Annotated in this window: 17 protein-coding genes; 6 read left to right on the forward strand and 11 right to left on the reverse strand. The window is 64.3% G+C overall.

The window, feature by feature from the left end; translation table 11 throughout:
- Positions 1 to 96 precede the first annotated feature (96 nt).
- Both ACS3WB_RS10985 and ACS3WB_RS10990 read left to right on the forward strand, forming a co-directional pair.
- Positions 97 to 1110, forward strand: coding sequence for a TorF family putative porin (locus ACS3WB_RS10985; protein ID WP_438275595.1), 1014 nt, complete (start codon positions 97 to 99; stop codon positions 1108 to 1110).
- Between the two features lie 154 nt (positions 1111 to 1264).
- Positions 1265 to 1678, forward strand: a complete 414-nt coding sequence (locus ACS3WB_RS10990; RefSeq protein ID WP_438275614.1) for an META domain-containing protein — start codon at positions 1265 to 1267, stop codon at positions 1676 to 1678.
- A gap of 206 nt (positions 1679 to 1884) precedes the next feature.
- On the opposite strand, the gene ACS3WB_RS10995 is transcribed toward ACS3WB_RS10990, so the two are convergent.
- The 3 genes from ACS3WB_RS10995 to ACS3WB_RS11005 all read right to left on the reverse strand — a co-directional run bounded on the left by ACS3WB_RS10995 (position 1885) and on the right by ACS3WB_RS11005 (position 5399).
- Positions 1885 to 3081 carry a hypothetical protein gene (locus ACS3WB_RS10995; RefSeq protein ID WP_438275596.1) on the reverse strand — a complete coding sequence of 399 codons (1197 nt, stop codon included), beginning with the start codon at positions 3079 to 3081 and terminating at the stop codon, positions 1885 to 1887.
- Positions 3082 to 3312: 231 nt separating this feature from the next.
- Positions 3313 to 4950, reverse strand: a complete 1638-nt coding sequence (gene groL / locus ACS3WB_RS11000) for a chaperonin GroEL (RefSeq protein WP_438275597.1) — start codon at positions 4948 to 4950, stop codon at positions 3313 to 3315.
- Positions 4951 to 5102: 152 nt separating this feature from the next.
- The gene (locus ACS3WB_RS11005; protein ID WP_438275598.1) at positions 5103 to 5399 is read right to left on the reverse strand and encodes a co-chaperone GroES; all 297 of its coding nucleotides are present in this window, start codon (positions 5397 to 5399) and stop codon (positions 5103 to 5105) included.
- A gap of 309 nt (positions 5400 to 5708) precedes the next feature.
- On the opposite strand from ACS3WB_RS11005, the gene ACS3WB_RS11010 reads away from it, so the two are divergent.
- Entirely contained in the window at positions 5709 to 6224 is a 516-nt protein-coding gene (locus ACS3WB_RS11010; RefSeq protein ID WP_438275599.1) for a hypothetical protein, read from the forward strand.
- Positions 6225 to 6371: 147 nt separating this feature from the next.
- Here the strand turns inward: ACS3WB_RS11010 and ACS3WB_RS11015 are convergent, their stop codons facing one another.
- Entirely contained in the window at positions 6372 to 7154 is a 783-nt protein-coding gene (locus ACS3WB_RS11015; protein WP_438275600.1) for a protein phosphatase CheZ, read from the reverse strand.
- A 314-nt stretch (positions 7155 to 7468) separates the two neighbouring features.
- Here ACS3WB_RS11015 and ACS3WB_RS11020 point away from each other — a divergent pair, with 314 nt between their 5' ends.
- The gene (locus ACS3WB_RS11020) at positions 7469 to 8260 is read left to right on the forward strand and encodes a L,D-transpeptidase (RefSeq protein ID WP_438275601.1); all 792 of its coding nucleotides are present in this window, start codon (positions 7469 to 7471) and stop codon (positions 8258 to 8260) included.
- A gap of 73 nt (positions 8261 to 8333) precedes the next feature.
- On the opposite strand, the gene ACS3WB_RS11025 is transcribed toward ACS3WB_RS11020, so the two are convergent.
- The 6 genes from ACS3WB_RS11025 to ACS3WB_RS11050 all read right to left on the reverse strand — a co-directional run bounded on the left by ACS3WB_RS11025 (position 8334) and on the right by ACS3WB_RS11050 (position 14324).
- Positions 8334 to 9143: a DUF2076 domain-containing protein gene (locus ACS3WB_RS11025; protein ID WP_438275602.1), complete on the reverse strand. Its 810-nt coding sequence runs from the start codon at positions 9141 to 9143 to the stop codon at positions 8334 to 8336.
- Positions 9144 to 9261: 118 nt separating this feature from the next.
- A complete protein-coding gene (locus ACS3WB_RS11030; RefSeq protein WP_438275603.1) occupies positions 9262 to 10104 on the reverse strand; it encodes a ChbG/HpnK family deacetylase in 843 nt (280 codons plus the stop codon).
- The gene (locus ACS3WB_RS11035) at positions 10101 to 11147 is read right to left on the reverse strand and encodes a glycosyltransferase family 2 protein (RefSeq protein WP_438275604.1); all 1047 of its coding nucleotides are present in this window, start codon (positions 11145 to 11147) and stop codon (positions 10101 to 10103) included. Before ACS3WB_RS11035 ends, ACS3WB_RS11030 begins: the two co-directional genes overlap by 4 nt.
- Before the next feature lie 74 nt (positions 11148 to 11221).
- Positions 11222 to 12199: an ATP phosphoribosyltransferase gene (gene hisG, locus ACS3WB_RS11040; RefSeq protein ID WP_438275605.1), complete on the reverse strand. Its 978-nt coding sequence runs from the start codon at positions 12197 to 12199 to the stop codon at positions 11222 to 11224.
- Complete coding sequence (locus ACS3WB_RS11045; RefSeq protein ID WP_438275606.1) at positions 12196 to 13383, reverse strand: ATP phosphoribosyltransferase regulatory subunit; 1188 nt, start codon at positions 13381 to 13383, stop codon at positions 12196 to 12198. The genes hisG and ACS3WB_RS11045 overlap by 4 nt, the downstream gene beginning before the upstream one ends.
- Positions 13384 to 13556: 173 nt before the next feature.
- Positions 13557 to 14324 (reverse strand): 16S rRNA (uracil(1498)-N(3))-methyltransferase, encoded by a 768-nt coding sequence (locus ACS3WB_RS11050; protein ID WP_438275607.1) that lies wholly within the window; start codon positions 14322 to 14324, stop codon positions 13557 to 13559.
- A gap of 315 nt (positions 14325 to 14639) precedes the next feature.
- On the opposite strand from ACS3WB_RS11050, the gene ACS3WB_RS11055 reads away from it, so the two are divergent.
- Positions 14640 to 15356, forward strand: a complete 717-nt coding sequence (locus ACS3WB_RS11055) for a hypothetical protein (protein ID WP_438275615.1) — start codon at positions 14640 to 14642, stop codon at positions 15354 to 15356.
- A gap of 10 nt (positions 15357 to 15366) precedes the next feature.
- Positions 15367 to 16305 carry a 4-hydroxybenzoate octaprenyltransferase gene (gene ubiA, locus ACS3WB_RS11060; RefSeq protein ID WP_438275608.1) on the forward strand — a complete coding sequence of 313 codons (939 nt, stop codon included), beginning with the start codon at positions 15367 to 15369 and terminating at the stop codon, positions 16303 to 16305.
- A gap of 99 nt (positions 16306 to 16404) precedes the next feature.
- Here the strand turns inward: ubiA and ACS3WB_RS11065 are convergent, their stop codons facing one another.
- Complete coding sequence (locus tag ACS3WB_RS11065; protein WP_438275609.1) at positions 16405 to 16926, reverse strand: DUF6101 family protein; 522 nt, start codon at positions 16924 to 16926, stop codon at positions 16405 to 16407.
- Between the last annotated feature and the right edge of the window lie 85 nt (positions 16927 to 17011).

The raw sequence follows: 17011 nt of genomic DNA on the forward strand, positions 1-17011 counted from the left end.
ATCGGTTTCGGTCAAATTTCCCCTTCTTCGCGGCCTCTGTGATTTTGTCGCGGCCTTCAAGATTGGGGTGGCTTTTCGGGTGGACGGGGGTTCGTCATGAAGAGAGTGATTCTGGCGGCAGCGGCGCTGGCGCTGACGGCAAGCTCGGCGCTAGGGGCGGACATGGCGGTGAAGGCCTACAAGGCGCCGCCTCCCGTCGCATTTGATCCGTGGGACATCGCCTTCGGCGCCGGCGTGGTGAGCGACTACGTGTTCCGTGGCGTGACGCAGTCGAACCACAAGCCGTCGGTGACCGCTTACTTCGAGCCTCGCTATAACCTCACCAAGGACCTGCAGCTCTACGTCGGCTCTGCGGTCGAGAGCATCTCTTTCGCCAACCGCGCGGCGGCAGAGGTCGATGTCTACGGCGGCATCCGACCGACTTTCGGCGCCTTCGCCTTCGACTTCGGCGTCTGGGGTTACCTGTATCCCGGCGGCGCCTGCTACTACGGCGCACCGACCGACACCGCAGGCCGCCTGCTGAGCGCTGAATGCGCGAACAACGTCCTCCTCAACGGCAACGTCATGAAGAAGGACGTGAGCTTCTTCGAAGGCTTCGCCAAGGTGAACTACACCGTCAGCGACAATTGGGCTGTCGGCCTGAACGAATACTACTCCCCGAACTTCCTGAACACCGGCGCGTGGGGTAACTACGCGTCGATCACCGCCAAGTACACCGCGCCCGCTGCCGCGTTCGGAGCTAGCGGCATCGGCATGTACGTGTCGGGTGAGTTCGGCCGCCAGTGGCTCGGAACATCGGACTCGTTCTATGGCACGGGTGTCGCTGCGGCGGGCTTCGCGGGTCCGTTTCCGAACGGCATCAAGTATGCCGATTACAACACCTGGAACATCGGCGTCGGTCTCACCTACAAGGTGTTTACGCTGGATCTGCGCTACTCCGACAGCGACCTGTCGAAGGGCAACTGCAACGCATTCACGTCCGATTTCACCGCGCCGCTCAATGGCAGCTTTACGAACAACAATCCGGGCGGCGCCGGTTCCAACTGGTGCGGCGCAACTTTCATCGCCAAGCTGTCGGCTGACCTGACTGCGATGACCAGCCTGAAATAAAACGCACCTTTAGTCGGAAGAGACGGTGCCGGTGCTGCGGCAGCGATGGTGGCGCGGCGCGGACTGCAAGCCGGGTGCAGGCTTCACGTCGGCTGATCCGCGCTGTAAAACGGCGGGTGCGATCGGCGTCGCGATCATCATTCAACGAGGGCAGATGGCAGCAAGGTTCGGCTTCCGGTTCGGTGTCGTCGCGGCTGCGGCCGCGATTGCAAGCATCGGTGCATTTCCGGCTTCGGCGCAGGATGGGTTTCCGTTCGGCCTCGAGATGACACTCGATGCGCCGCCCCAACCCGGCTCCAAGCGGGTGCCGTCGCTGGACATCGGCGATAGCGGCGAGGTCAGGCTCGAACTGTGGTGCAAGGGCGGCAAGGGGCAGTTCTCGGTTGCCGGCAACACGGTCATCTTCGCGGCCGGCCCGCTGGAGGACCGCGCCTGTCCGCCGGAGACAGCCAAGGTCGATGACGATCTGATCACGGCGCTTTCTGCCGCGAGCACCTGGGCGCGACAGGGCGATGAAATCTCGTTCGACGGACCGACCCCGCTACGTTTCCATCTCAATACGAATTAGCTGCGGTTTGCATTTGACGTCTCATCGAAGCGCGGCGCTTCCCCGGATGCGGCGCAGCGCGAAGCGGTACGATGCCAATCCGGGGTCGCAACAGTACGCACCGCAACGATCCGGGCCTGCGCGGCGTCACGTCGTGCCGCAGCGCGCCCGGGAGATCCCGGAAACGAGTTCTCAAACGGACGCTGAGAGGGTCGGGGAGGAAGCTATCATTTCCAGACCGATTTATCGGCGTTCCAGCGCTGCGCCTTGAAATGCTTGGCCAGCGCCTCCACGGCGCCGCTGTCGTCGGTCTCGGCGTCCTCGTCCTCTCCTGAGGACTGGTCGTCGGCCAGATTGAGCTTCGGCCCATCGCTTTCATCCGCGGTGGTCGTCGAGGGGACGCCGATCCAGAGCATCATGTGATCCGACCCGCCGGGCTTGTCGGGAGCGGGCAGCGCGGTCACCTCGATGGTATCGGTCAGTCCAAGCGCCGGAACCATTTCGCTTGGGCGCTTGAAGGTGAGAGTGAGCTTGCCGGTGTCATCACTCCATTTTGTCGATACCGGCTTTGCGTCCAGGGCTTTTTCCAGCACACCCGAGATGGCGGTCGCGAGCTTGTCGCGATTGAGCTTGCCATTGTCGCGCCATTCGGCCGCGGGGAAGCGGATGGTGCGGTCCATGTCGAACAGGCCGGCGCTCCAGCCGGCGGCGATCACGCCCGGCAACGATTTCAACCGGGCGATGAGGGAGGGCGCGCGCTCCGGATCGACATTGATGTCGATGACCTGAGCGCCGGCCCGCAGCGCCTCGCAGGTCACCTCGAGGCTGTTCAGCGCGACTTCGACGTTTTGTCCGCGCAGCCCTTTGAGCAGGTCTGCGGCCGCGTCGAGTTTGACTTTCACGGCGATCGCCTCGGGAGACACCTCGGTGAAATCCTTCGGCGTTGCGGTGATGCCGTCGTCGGTTGTCCGGCTCTCGTTGAACTCGGCCTCGCTGAGATCGGAATTGTCCGTCGATGTCACCTTGGTGACGGTCTGGCCGACGCTGACCCGGCCGTCGAACTCGAACGTATCGCCGGTAGGCTTGCGGGTGAGCGTCACCGTGACCGGCAGCTTGTCGCCGATGCTTTGGGTCGTGCCTGTCAGGGTCGAGCCGTTCACCGTGAGGTTGACGACGAAGCGATCCTTGCGATCGGAGCCTTTTTCCGCGGGGTAACACGCATCAAGGACGGCGCCCGTGACAGTCTTGCCCTGGCGGGTTTCCTTGAGGATGACGTCGGCGTTGCCCTCCATCAGCCCGTCGATGGAGGTGAAATATCGCACCTCGGCACCGCCGGGCGGTTTGGGAAGCGGCCTGTCCTGCGCGAACAGCAGGCTCGGTGAGATCGCCACCAGGCCGCCCAGACACCACAGCAGCGTGCGCATAGAGAATCCCCGTTTGTCGAATCGGCTGCACCCTAGAGTTTTTCACCGTTTCACGGAAACCGTCAAAAACTCCAGATTCTTGATCTGACGCGTTTTCTCACGCGAACCGGATTCCACGCCGGGTCAGGCCGAGGGCATGCTCCGCTCGAAAACGACACGAAACCCGCTTCGCCAAAAAAGAAGGCCGCCTGGAGGCGGCCTTCTGGCGAAGTCGTGCAAGTCGGCAGCGGCTCAGAAATCCATGCCGCCCATTCCGCCGCCGCCGGGCATGGCCGGCGCGGTCTCTTCCTTGGGCAGTTCGGCCACCATGGCTTCGGTGGTTACGAGCAGGCCCGCGACCGACGAGGCATCCTGCAACGCGGTGCGCACCACCTTGGCCGGATCGATGATGCCCTTGGCGACCATGTCGACATACTCTTCCTTCTGCGCGTCGAAGCCGAAGGTCTCGGTCTTGTTCTCGAGAACCTTGCCGACGACGATGGATCCCTCCATGCCGGCGTTTTCCGCGATCTGGCGGATCGGAGCTTCCAGCGCCTTCAGCACGATGTTGATGCCGGCCTGCACGTCCGGATTGTCGTTGGCGATACGGCCGACGGCTTTCCTGGCGCGCAGCAGGGCGGTGCCGCCGCCCGGCACGATACCTTCCTGCACGGCCGCGCGTGTGGCGTTGAGCGCATCCTCGACGCGATCCTTCTTTTCCTTGACCTCGACCTCGGTCGCGCCGCCGACGCGGATCACCGCGACGCCGCCGGCAAGCTTGGCCAGACGCTCCTGCAGCTTCTCGCGATCGTAGTCCGAAGTGGTCTCCTCGATCTGCGCCTTGATCTGTCCGACCCGCGCCTCGATGTCCTTCTTCTTGCCGGCGCCATTGACGATGGTGGTGTTTTCCTTGTCGATCAGTACTTTCTTGGCGCGGCCGAGCATGTTCAAGGTGACATTCTCAAGCTTCATGCCGAGATCGTCGGAGACGAGCTGGCCGTTGGTCAAAATCGCGATGTCCTCCAGCATGGCCTTGCGGCGATCGCCGAAGCCCGGCGCCTTTACCGCGGCCACTTTCAGGCCGCCACGCAGACGGTTGACTACGAGCGCGGCCAGCGCCTCGCCTTCGACATCCTCCGCGACGATCAGCAGCGGCTTGCCTGACTTCACCACCGCCTCGAGCACCGGCAGCATGGCCTGAAGGCCGGACAGCTTCTTCTCGTGCAGCAGGATGTAGGCGTCGTCGAGTTCGGCGCTCATCTTCTCGGCATTGGTGATGAAGTAGGGCGAGAGGTAGCCGCGGTCGAACTTCATGCCCTCGACGATATCGACGTCGGTTTCGAGCGACTTGTTCTCCTCGACGGTGATGACGCCCTCGTTGCCGACTTTCTGCATCGCCTGCGCGATCATCTTGCCGATCGAGGTGTCGCCGTTGGACGAGATGGTGCCGACCTGCGCGACTTCGGCCGAAGAGGCGACCGGCTTGGCGCGCTTCTCGATGTCCTTGACCACCGCCGCGACCGCGATGTCGATGCCGCGCTTCAGATCCATCGGGTTCATGCCGGCGGCAACCGCCTTGGCGCCCTCGCGGACGATGGACTGCGCCAGCACGGTGGCAGTGGTGGTGCCGTCGCCCGCGGTGTCATTGGTCTTTGAGGCGACCTCGCGCACCATCTGTGCGCCCATGTTCTCGAACCTGTCCTCGAGTTGAATCTCCTTGGCGACGGTGACGCCATCCTTGGTAATGCGGGGAGCGCCGAAGCTCCTCTCGATCAGGACGTTGCGCCCCTTCGGGCCGAGGGTCACCTTTACCGCGTTGGCGAGGATATCGACGCCACGCAACATGCGCTCGCGCGCCTCGCCGGAAAACCTGACGTCTTTTGCGGCCATTGAATGTTACTCCTTTAAGGAAATGCTCCTGTTTGTCGTCATGACCGGACTTGTTCCGGCCATCCGCCTTCTTTCCCGGTTGAAGGGGAAGAAGCCGTGGATCACCGGGACAAGCCCGGTGAAGACGCTTGGTGCAGGAAGCCGGATCGTGCTTAGCTCAAAACGCCCATGATATCGGACTCCTTCATGATGAGGAGGTCCTGGCCGTCGAGCTTGATCTCGGTGCCCGACCACTTGCCGAACAGCACTTTGTCCCCGACCTTGATGTCGATGGGAACCAGCTTGCCGGCCTCGTCGCGGCCGCCCGGACCGACAGCCACGACTTCGCCTTGCGAGGGCTTCTCCCGGGCGGTGTCGGGAATGATGATGCCGCCCTTGGTTTTTTCATCGGCATCGATGCGTTTGACCACAACACGGTCATGCAGCGGACGAAATTTGGTTTTAGCCATGGCGGCTCCTCCGGGGGTTCGCAGGACTCTGAATTGCCATCGTCGGATTGCATGCGCCGAGATCCGCAGCGCGCGAGCGAGTCGTATCTTTGGCAATCATGTTCCGAGAGTGCTAATCGTTGGCGGGGAATATGGCTTGGCAGCCATGCTGTCAAGCAAGCGCCCTTAAGCCGTTGGTGAGGGGCGTGTAGGATAGTGCAAACCAAGTCGTGGCGTCTCTGCGATCGCGGGGTACGGATCGCCGCGGCAACATTTTTCAGGGTCTGGCTGCTTTGGGTGGCGGTCGGGAATTCGGTCGGGGAATAGACGATGGTCAGATCAGACGGCGGACGCGCGGCTTTGAACCTTGGGGCGGCTGCGGCCCTTGCGATGTTTGTCGGCGGATGCGGATCGATCGGATCGATCGGACTGTCGACCCAGCCGGCGCAGCCACCGCAACCGGCCGTCGAGCCCGAAATTCCGGCAACGATCCGCGCCGACGAACTCGTGGGGCGCTGGGGTCTTGCGTCCTACCAGAATCCGAACGACCGGGCGCGGACCGAAGCCGCAGCCAAGGCGCAATGCCGGAATCCCTACGTGATCGGCGCAGGCGGCAACGGTGGCGTGATCATGCATCTCGCCGACGAGGCGAAGCCGCAGGAATTGCGGTTGAAAGGCAGCCAGAGCGGCAAGAACTATATCGGTCCGGAGGGACCGGCGGGCGGCGCGAAAGATCGCGAGATCGTTTCTTTCGACGGCCGCGTCCTCATCACCCGCTTCATCGACCCCGATGCGGCGACCCGCTACGGCAACATGGTGTATGTCCGCTGCGCGCCGCAGCGTTGATCGCCGGTTGCGATTTCACGGACACGGCCTGAACCTGCCAATCGCCGATCCGGTATCGGCCATGGCGTTTTCGTGGTTCGCTGCAAGACAACGCAACAAAATAAATCATGGAGTCTCGCTTCTGATTCCATCAGAAGCGAGAAAGCGCTAGCCGAACAACGCGTCGATATCGTCCTGAGAGGCGTGTCCCTCGTCGCCGTCGAGCTTCGGACCGTTCAGAAGCTTGGCATCGCCGACGCGATCATCGATGATCGGCGGAGCATGAGCGCGGATGGCGTCGACGCCGCCCCAGATGTCCATCATGACGTTGATGTGATGTTCGATGAACTTCATGGTGCTCATCACCTTGGCGATGCGTTGCCCGGTGAGATCCTGGAAGTTGCAGGCCTCGAAAATCGCGATCACGCGCTCCTGGATTTCCTCGCTCTGCAACTGTGTCTGTTCCGGCGACGCAGACTTCGTCAGGGCGCTGGCCGACTGGTCGATCGCCTCGGCGGCCTCCAGAATCCGTTGCGTCGCCTGCTCGGTGCCGCCCACCACGGCGCCAAGTTCGTCGGTCACCTTCGACATCTCGTCGCCGCTGAAGCTCTTGCCGTGAAGAACGGCGATTTCCTGCTTGGTGCGGGTGATGGCGTCGTAGATCAGATCGAGCTCGGTCTTCAGCTTTTCGCACTGTTCGATCTGCGCGCGATAGGTCTGCAGCACAGCCTGAGCATCGGCGACCTCGCGGCTGACCTCGGTGTCGGCCGCAGCCGCTTCGCCCGCGCCATTGCGGCGTGAAGCCCCCATCTGTTGGCGGATCGCCTGCAACTCCGCCATGATCTCGCGATGTACCGGCATTGACGTCTCCACATGTTCGGTGGCTGCGATTACGGGCGCGCCGGCATTCAAAATCTCCTCGACGCGGAAGCGCTTGCGTTGAACAGCCATCAGATTCCCCAGCTCTAAATCAATCCGTCACGCTATATCATCCGTTGTATACCGACGTGGTTTAACGACGGGTTCACGCGGGGAACCGTGGTCCATCCGTTGTCTCCGGCCGGCGATTAACACGTCGAAAGCCCGTTCATCGAAAATAAACGCTACCGCACAAAACCTCGTGGCATTGAGGACGTGGTGAATCGAAACGCCGGTTCTGTTTACCAAACCGATGCGGTTTTGATTTTAATTTGCTCGCGTGCAAGACGCGTTATCGGGCGCTCACATGGCGACCCGCCCACGGCGAAACAGTACAGAGTACGTCGATGTTCAAAAAACTATTCTTCGCGCTCCTCGCGGGCGTGTCGCTTGCTGGCCTTGGCGTTCAGCAAACCTTTGCGAGAGAACCGCAAGCCAGGTTCTTTACCGAGCCTGTGGTGGTTTATGCCGATCAGTCCGCGCCGCAGCCGGCCGAGCAGCACGTGGCCTATGCCGAGCGGTCCAACATGGGCAGCAACAACATGGGCGGCGGGTTCATCGAGTTTCTGTTCGGCGACGGACAGCAGCAAGGATCGCATTACCAGCAGCAGCCGTATGATACGCGCCCGCTCTATGCGCCGCAGCCGCAGCTTATGCCGGAGCAGGACGCAAGCGAGGCCGCGCATCCCGCGTTCGATCCGAAATTCGAGAAGCAGCTCGTCGATTATCACGGCAAGGAAGCCGCCGGCACCATCGTTATCGACACGTCGAGCAAGTTTCTCTATCTCGTGCAGGGCGACGGCAGGGCGCTACGCTACGGGGTCGGCGTCGGCAAGCCGGGCTTCCTCTGGGCCGGCGTCAAGACGGTCACGGCCAAGAAGGAATGGCCGGACTGGACGCCGCCGGCGGAAATGCTCAAGCGTCGTCCGGATTTGCCGCGCCACATGGAAGGCGGGCCGCAGAATCCGCTGGGCGCCCGCGCCATGTATCTCGGCTCCTCGCTCTACCGCATCCACGGCTCCAACGAACCCTGGACGATCGGCACCAACGTGTCGTCCGGATGCATCCGGATGCGCAATGAGGACGTGATTGATCTTTACGGTCGCGTTCACGTCGGCGCCAAGGTGGTCGTGATCTGACGCAGGGACGTTGCCCAAAACAGAAACGGCCGCCCGTGGGCGGCCGTTTTGTCGTCGCGGGACTTCGGAGACCTCAGGCGTAATCGTCGCCGTCGTCGAAGTCGGCGAACTCGTCCGAATCCATATCCATCTCGTCGGCGTCGTCCTGGTCCTGATCCTGGTCCTGATCGGCATCCGCCTGGGCCTGGTCGAACGAACTGGTTTGCGACGTGGCGTCGTGTTGTGACCCGATATCACCGACGCCGGCGTCGCGCGCCAGATTGCTTCCCGACTGATCGCCGCCGCCCCATGGGCTGCGCGAGCCAAGTCCGCCCGCGTCTCCGAAGCTGCTGGCATGGGCGGGGCCGCCCATCATGGAGCGGATGCTGTTCAGAAGCAGACCGCCGCCCACCGCACCCGCAGCCGCCGCCGCCGCCGTTCCGAGAAACGAACCGCCGCCCGGCTGCGGCGGGGGCGTGCCATAGGGTTGACCGGCAGGGGGCTGACCGGCAGGTCCCTGATTGTAGCGCCCAGGCTGTTCGGCCTGCTGCAGCACCTGTCCGGTGTTCCAGGCCGGCTGGCTCGACGGCGTGGGCGGAGGTTGTACGTTCGGAACCGAACCGCGCGATTTGCCAAAAACGGTATCGCGCATCTGATCCAGGAACCCGCCTGCAGGGGCCTGATCGGCAGCGCCGCCGCTCTCCAGTTGCTGGATGCGGTCGTTGGCGCGCTTGAGGGCTTCATCCTGAACCAGAACCGTCTGGACCAGCGTGTACAGAGCATTGGGCGCCCGCCGCAGGCCCTCGGCGATGGCGGCGGCGGCGGTCTGATCGCGTGGCGCGTTCTCGACGCCGGCGAGGCGGGTGAAGAGGTCGTCAACCAACTGGCGTTCTTGCGGCGTCATGGCGCTCTCCCGATAAGGTGGCGGATGGGGATGTAGGAGCGCTTTGTGTCGCAAACAGTATCGCGGCCGATTAAATTTCAGTGTGCGACAATTGAGGCGGGGCTTGCGGTCGGGTGAATCAGCCCAGTGTCACCCGATTCGCCGCCAGCATGTCGCGAAAGCCGTCCCCGGACAGGAACGCATATTCCCGCTCCCGCTGGTCGGTTACGGGATCGAGCGCGATCAGCGTGTCGTCGACAAAGCCGGGATGGCACATGATCAGGCCGTCGTCCGGCGAGCCGCCGAGAAAGTCCTGCATCAGCGCGCCGAAGTCGGGCGTGGTGAAATCGTAGGCGCCGGCGAATGCCGGATTGAAGCGGACGCCGGCGCGCACGGCCTGGCGGCGAAAGCCGGCGCTCAAGACATCGAGAAGCAGCGCCTTCGGCATACCGAACCGCCGCGCCAGCGGTCGGCGGCGGCCGCACTGGCGCACCCACGCGCCGGGGGCGGCGTTTTTGACCGCCGACAGGAAGGCGCCGCGCACCTGCGGGAAAATCTGCACGTGCTGATGCCCGTCGACGTAGTCGGGCGCGCGGCCGAACCGCTCGGCAAACGCCGCGATCTGCGCCTTGACCTCGTCGAAAATCATCTCGGGCTCGAGCCGGCGCGACAGGCTTGCGCGCAGCATCTTCGAAAGTGGCGGAAACAGTCCGCCCTGAAGCGGCCGGTAATGCAGGGTGAGCGGATGAAACGGCGCGGTCAGGGTGACATGCAGGCCGATGAGGCAATGCGGATTATGGGCGACGGCCGCCTCCAGTATCCCGACCTCTTCGCGTCCGGCGGCGGGACCGACCACCATCACCGATGTCGCATTGACGCGCTCGCGCTCGATCAGATCGCGGATCGCCCGGTTGACGCCGGGACTGATGCCGTAATCGTCAGCGCAGAGCCGGATTCGCCGCTGCGGTTGGTTGCCGTTCATTCGGCGGCGGTCCGGTGCGGCTCGCCGGCGGATGGTTCGCTGTCGGCCTGCTTCACGCTGTGTTCGGCGACGAAGTAAATCGGCCGCGCCTTCAGTTCGGAAAGGATCTTGCCGATGTATTCGCCCATGATGCCGATCATCAGGAGTTGCACGCCGCCGAGGGTCATGAGGCCGACCACCAGGGATGGATAGCCGGGGACCGTTTCGCCATCGACCCAAGTTTCCCACAGGATCGACAGGCCGAACAGGAAGGCCGCGAATGCGAGCAGCAGGCCGAGCAGGCTGGCCAGCCGCAGCGGCGCCACCGAGAACGAGGTCAGTCCCTCGATCGACAGGCCGAGCAGCCGCGCCGCATTGAACGTGGACATGCCGTGGGTGCGGACGTCGGGCTCGTAGTCGACGCGGAACTGGCGGAAGCCGATCCAGCTTGCCAGCCCCTTGAAGAAGCGGTTGCGCTCGGGCATCTGGCGCAGCGCGGCGGCGGCGCGGGGCGACAGCAGGCGGAAGTCGCCGGCGTCCTCGGGGATCCGCTGGCGCGCGCCCCAGTTGATGATCGCGTAGAAGCTGTGCACGCCGATCCGGCGCAGCAGCGACTCGTTCGTCCGGTGCGCCTTCGCCGTGTAGATGACGTCATAGCCGCCGTTGATCCAGTGATCCACCAACCGCTCCACGAGGTCGGGGGAATGCTGGCCGTCGCCATCCATGAACAGCAGCGCGCCGCGCCGGGCGTGGTCCAGTCCTGCCAGCAACGCGGCTTCCTTGCCGAAGTTGCGCGACAGCGACAGCACCTGCACGTCCAGCGCGTCGGCCGGCAGCGCGCGGGCGACGTTCAGCGTGCCGTCGGTCGAGCCGTCGTCGATGTAGACCACCTCGCAGGCGAGACCGAAACGCTGCCTCAGCTTTGCCGCCAGCGCGCCGAGGCGTTCGTGAAGCTGCTGCAGCCCGGCGGCCTCGTTGTAAATGGGAATCACGATCGACAGACCCTGCGCGACCGCGGCGGCCGCGTCCGAAGGCAGACCGGGAAGGCTCGGCGTTGGCGTCATCGCTTGGGTCCGGCGTGGTCAATCTTCCTATGGTAGTGAGCGCGGCCGCGCGCTTCAACGGGCGGCCGCACGGTCTACTTCCGCAGGAATGCGTCCAGTTTTGCGAATAGCGGGTTCTCGCGATCGAAGACATAGTCCAGCGATGCAATCGACACCGTTTCGGCGCCGTGCTGACGCAAAAAGCTGCCGAGCGCATAGAGCCGGTCCGGCGGGCAGTGCAGCGTGATCATGCCGGAAGACGTCGGTCCGCCGAACGGCGAGACCGCGCCGAAGCGATCCTGCGCCTCGGTGAGCAGCGCTGCATCGCAACCTTTGAATCGCGTCCGCACCTCGCGATACTGGCTGGCGCGGGCGCGCGCCGCGATGTGGTCGAAAATGATCCGCGCCGTTTCGCGCGCGCCGTTCGACCAGTCGGCATCGCGCGAGGCGACCAGGTTGGCCTGGCTGCGCAGGATGACGCCGTCGTCCAGCACCTTGAGGCCGTTGGCGGCAAGCGTCGCCCCAGTCGTCGTGATATCGACGATCATCTCGGCGGTGCCCACCGCGGGGGCGCCTTCCGTGGCGCCTGCGCTCTCGACGATGCGGTAGTCGACCACGCCGTGCGAGGCGAAGAAGGCGCGGGTCAGGTTGATGTATTTGGTCGCGACGCGCATCCGCCGGTTGTGTTGCGCACGAAAGCCGGTCGCCACGTCGTCGAGGTCGGCGATGGTGCGCACGTCGATCCAGGATTGCGGCACCGCGACGACCACGTTGGCGCTGCCGAAGCCGAGACCGTTGATCAGCGCCACGCGCCTGTCGGCATCGACGATGCTTTCGCGGATCAGGTCTTCGCCGGTGACGCCGAGATGCACCGAGCCACGCGCGAGTTGCGCGGCGATCTCGCTCGCGGAGAGATAGGCGATCTCGACGTTGTCGAGCTGGACGATAGTGCCGCGATAGTCGCGCACGCCGCCCGGTTTCGCCAGCGTCAGTCCGGCGCGAGCGAAAAAGGCTTCGGCGTTTTCCTGCAGGCGGCCCTTCGAAGGCACGGCCAGAACGAGAGGTGCGGTCATGACGCGTTCCCGCCGGTGCGGCTCGTGGAGGATACGTTCGCGCACTTCGTCACCGCCTCGATCCAGATCGAGAAGCCGACTGCAGGGATCGGCGTCGTTGCGCCCAGTTGCGTCATCAGACCGTCGTAACGGCCACCGGCAATCAGCGGCCCGTCGCCGCCGCCCTTGCGCTGCAGTTCGAATTCGAAACCCGTGTAGTAATCCACGCCGCGGCCGAACGCGGTGGCGAAACTGATTCTTCGAGGTTCGATGCCGCGCGCGGCCATGAAGCCTGTGCGGCTTTCGACCTGATCGATCGCGGCGTCGATGTTGAGGCCGGCGTCGGAGGCGAGGGCGCGCAACTGGCCGAGCGCATCGTCGGGATCGCCCGATATCGCCAGAAAGCGCTTGAGGATGGTCAGCGCGTCGCGCGGCAATGCACCGCTCTTCAGCGTGGATTGTTCGAGGAAGCGGTCGGCGATCTCGTCGAGGGTGCGGCCGCCGACAATGGACGCGCCCGCGATCGACATCATGTCGGTCACCAGCGCCAGCGCCGCCTTGCGGTCGGACCCCGCCAGCGCCGCCAGCACGCCTTCGTATTCGTTGTGGCCGGGGCCGGTCGCAAGCGTCAGCCGCTCGATATCCTGCGCGAGGCTGACCTTGCGGTTGAAATCCTTCATCAGCCGTCGCCGCCAGACCGGATAGAGGTCGAGCGCATCGATCAGGGCGGTGAACAGCGCGACATCGCCGGTGCGGATCTCCACGTCGCTGATGCCGAAGGCCGCGGCCGCTTCCAGACCGAGCGCAAGCATCTCGGCGTCGGCGGCGGCGCGATCCTGCCGGCCGAACGATTCGATTCCGGCTTGCAGGAACTCGCTCGGCCGCCCCGCGCGATAGCGGAAGACCGGGCCGAGATAGCAGAACCCGGCCGGCTGGCCGGCCCTTTTCGAGCCGAGGTAGTCCCGCGCCACCGGGATGGTCAGGTCGGGACGCAGGCAGAGTTCCTCGCCGCCCGCGTCCGAGGTCAGATAGAGGCTTTTGCGGATGTCCTCTCCCGAAAGGTCCAGAAACGGCTCGGCCGGCTGCAGGATCGCGGGCTCCGCCTTGACGTAGCCGGCCTGGGCGAATGACGACAGCAGCCCATCCGCCCAGGGCGGCGATCGGGTTGTAGGATTTTCCGCGCTGCGGCTCATATCGAAAGCCATGAGTTCCAAGGTGTTTTCGGGCAGGCCCTTATAGCGTTTTCGAGCGAAGTGGACCGGTTCGCGTCAAGAAAACGCGTCAAATCAAAATCATAGAGCCGGCTTCTGATTCCATCAGAAGCGGAAAGGCTCTAGCATGGCCGGATGACGGTTTCGACCATGATTCCGGAAGTGGCTTAACGAGTCGCGTGTTTTTCGGACTGTGTCCAGTCGCCCAGCACGGTCTGGACCAGGGCCAGAACCGCGACTGCGGCGGTATCGGCGCGCAGAATCCGCGGGCCCAGCGACAGCCGCAGCGTATGGGGCTGGCCGAGCAGATTTGCCCGCTCGTCCTCGGCGAAGCCGCCTTCCGGTCCGACCAGGACATCGACGCCCTGTGCGGCGCTGCCCATCGGCGCAAGCGCCGCCGCCGGATTGGCGACCGGCGCGACCTCGTCGCAGAATACCAGCAGGCGTTCCGGCGCGCGTGCGTCGAGCCAGCGCGCAAGGGTGACCGGTTCCTCGACCCTGGCCAGGCTGAGGATGCCGCATTGCTCGGCGGCCTCGATGACATTGGCGCGCATCCGCTCGCCGTTGACCCGGCTCACCTGGGTGAAGCGGGTCAGAACTGGCTGCAGCGCGCAGGCTCCCATTTCCACCGCCTTCTGGACCATGTAGTCGAGCCGGGCGTGTTTCAGCGGCGCGAAGACGTAATGCAGGTCGGGCAGGCGGTCCTGAGCCCTGGTCGCGGCGACGATATCCAGATGTTCCAGACGTTTGCGGCCTGCAATCGCGGCCTGCCACTCGCCGTCGCGACCGTTGAAGACCAGCACCTTCGCACCCGAGCCGAGGCGCAGCACATTGCCGAGATAATTGGCCTGATCGCGGTCGAGCGGAACCCGGTCGCCGGCGGCAAGCAGCGCGTCGACGTAGAGCCGGGGACTGCGAAAGTCCATGTCGGGCATGACTAAAGGGGCATGACTGAAAGTGAAATCCTGCAGGGGCCCGCTTTCTTTGGCGGTTTCTTCATGCGAACCTGTTACCTCGTCGCTTGAAAATCCTATAGACCAACATGATCGGCCTCTCAAACGGTGGGGGGCGAACATTAGTCCGGATGTTCCGATCTCGATCGGCGCGGCCATGCGTCGCGCTGTTGCCCGATTCGTCGGGTTGTTAGGAATCGTCTGCAATCGTAAAAGTGTGGGAATCATGGAAGGCCGTTCTTTGCATTTGTCGCGAAAGACGTCGCGAATCGTTGACCTTGCCGGAGAAGTGCTGTGATCGCCCCACGCCTGATCGTTCCATTGACGCTTGCGGTGTTTGCCATCGGCGTCACCGAAGCGCCCGGCCAGAGCCCGTTTCCTGCGCCATTGCCCAGCAGCGCGACCGGGACGGTCAATGACCCGGCGTTCCCGCCCGTCAACGGCGCACCTGCGCAACGGCCCTCCGCGCCGCCCCAGGATTCCGCATTTCCCCCGGTCAATGGCGCCACGTCGGCGACCGTCGGCGCGCCTGCTGCGTTTCCCTCCGGTGGCGCCGCTCCGGTGGGTGGATTCGGGGCTCCGCGCCAGCAGGCCGGCCCGCCCGGTGGCGCCGACTGCATGAAGGAATTCATGCCGCTGCGCGAAGCGGCCGAGAAACGCGGCAAGCTGATCCAGGCTGCCGGCGCCCGTCATGCGCCGCCCGATGAAGCGTGCAAGCTGATCGGGCAATATGCGCAGGCGGAAGTCAAAATGCTCAATTTCGTCGACAAGAATTCCCAGAAGTGCGGAATTCCCGACAACGTCGGAGCGCAGATGCGCGCCAACCACAAGGCCACGGAAGCCATGCATCAGAAGGTTTGCGACGTGGCCAAGCAGGCAAGGATGCGCGGTCCCGCCGGGCCGAGCCTGAGCGAGGTTCTGGGTTCGGCCTCCGGCGGAATGCCGGAAGCCACCACGCCGAAGAAGGGTGGCAGCACGTTCGACACCTTGAACGGCAACGTTCTCACCCGATGACGAGCCACTGATGAGCGACGCGGCGGCACGCGTCGCGGACTCGGCCGGCAACTGGGTCGACACGCGCGCGCCGCTTTGGGCGCGTCCCTATCTGAGGCTGTCGCGGCTCGACCGGCCGATCGGGTCCTGGCTGCTGCTGTTGCCATGCTGGTGGTCGGCGGCGCTGGCCGCGGGCGTCGCCGGTGACGCAAGCCGGCTTCCTCTGACCATCGTGCTGTTTTTCATCGGCGCCTTCGCGATGCGCGGCGCGGGCTGCACCTGGAACGACATCACCGATCGCGATCTTGACGCGCGCGTTGAGCGTACGCGGTCGCGTCCGATACCCGCGGGACAGGTGACGGTGGCGCATGCAGCGATCTTCCTCGTGGCGCAGGCGCTCGCGGGATTGGTGGTGCTGCTCCAGTTCAACCGCTTCGCCATCGCGACCGGAATTGCCTCGCTCTTGATCGTCGCGATCTATCCCTTCATGAAGCGCGTCACCTATTGGCCGCAGGTCGTGCTCGGCCTCGCCTTTTCGTGGGGCGCGTTGATGGGATTCGCGGTGCTGCTGGGCCGCATCGATGCGGCCGCGCTGGCGCTGTATGCGGGCTCGATCGCATGGGTGATCGGCTATGACACGATCTATGCGCACCAGGACGCGGAAGACGATGCGTTGATCGGCATCAAGTCGACGGCGTTGCTGTTCGGCGAACGTACCCGTCCGGCGCTTGCGATCTTCTACGGACTTGCCGTCGCCTTCATCGGCGTCGCGATGCATCTGGCCGACGCGCGATGGCCGGCATGGATCGGCCTTGCGGCTTTTGCCGCGCATCTCGCCTGGCAGGTCGTACGGATCGACATCGGCGATTCCCGTCTCTGCCTGCGGATTTTCAAATCCAACCGCGATGCCGGGCTGTTGTTGTTCGCGGGTTTATTGACGAGCGCGTTGCTTGCGGCGGCCGGGTTCTAGAATCAGATTCGACCGCGTTGAACCAGTCACTAGCTTTATATTTGATCGAGCATGATCTTATCCGAAAACCGTTTTCCGCTTTTCGGGATCATGCTCCAACTAATTCCGCGCGATGATCTCGCGTTCGCCGCGATAGACAGCCACAGGCCCGAGCAGGTTGCCGGCACGCCGCCGCAGCAGGAAGCTCGGGCGCCGTTCACTGATCGCATTGCATCGCCGCCGGCGCGGCGCCGGATCGCGTCTGTCGTCGACGAGTTGCGGAAGTGCGAGGATCTCGCTCCAGGCCTGCCATGCGGCGTCACGCTCAGCGGTGTCATCGGTCACCAGAAGGGGAATGGCGAGCGACGGATCGCGGTGAAGCAGAACGAGCGCTCGCCCGTCGGCGGTGTCGCGCACCGTGACGCCGGCGAATTCGCTGACGCGCACGCTGATCGTCATCTGCATGCCATGGACGGCGCGATGCAGCGTCACGCGTTCGCGATGAAGTTCGATCTGCCGGACGCCGCCGTCGGCGCGGCTGTCGCGCGCGGCGAAACTGACGGGCAGTGAGAGAGGGTCGAGCCGCAGAGCGCGGCTCGACCCGGCGGAGTCCGGTCCACCTGTTGATGTTTGACGCCTCACGGCTTGGTCTCCCCGCCGGGATTATGTTCCCGGTCGATGGGCGAGAGCATGCCAGCGCGCGGTCCGGATTTGCTTAAAAAGGCTG

The sequence above is a fragment of the Nitrobacter sp. genome, assembly GCF_051535215.1.
Lineage (GTDB): Bacteria > Pseudomonadota > Alphaproteobacteria > Rhizobiales > Xanthobacteraceae > Nitrobacter.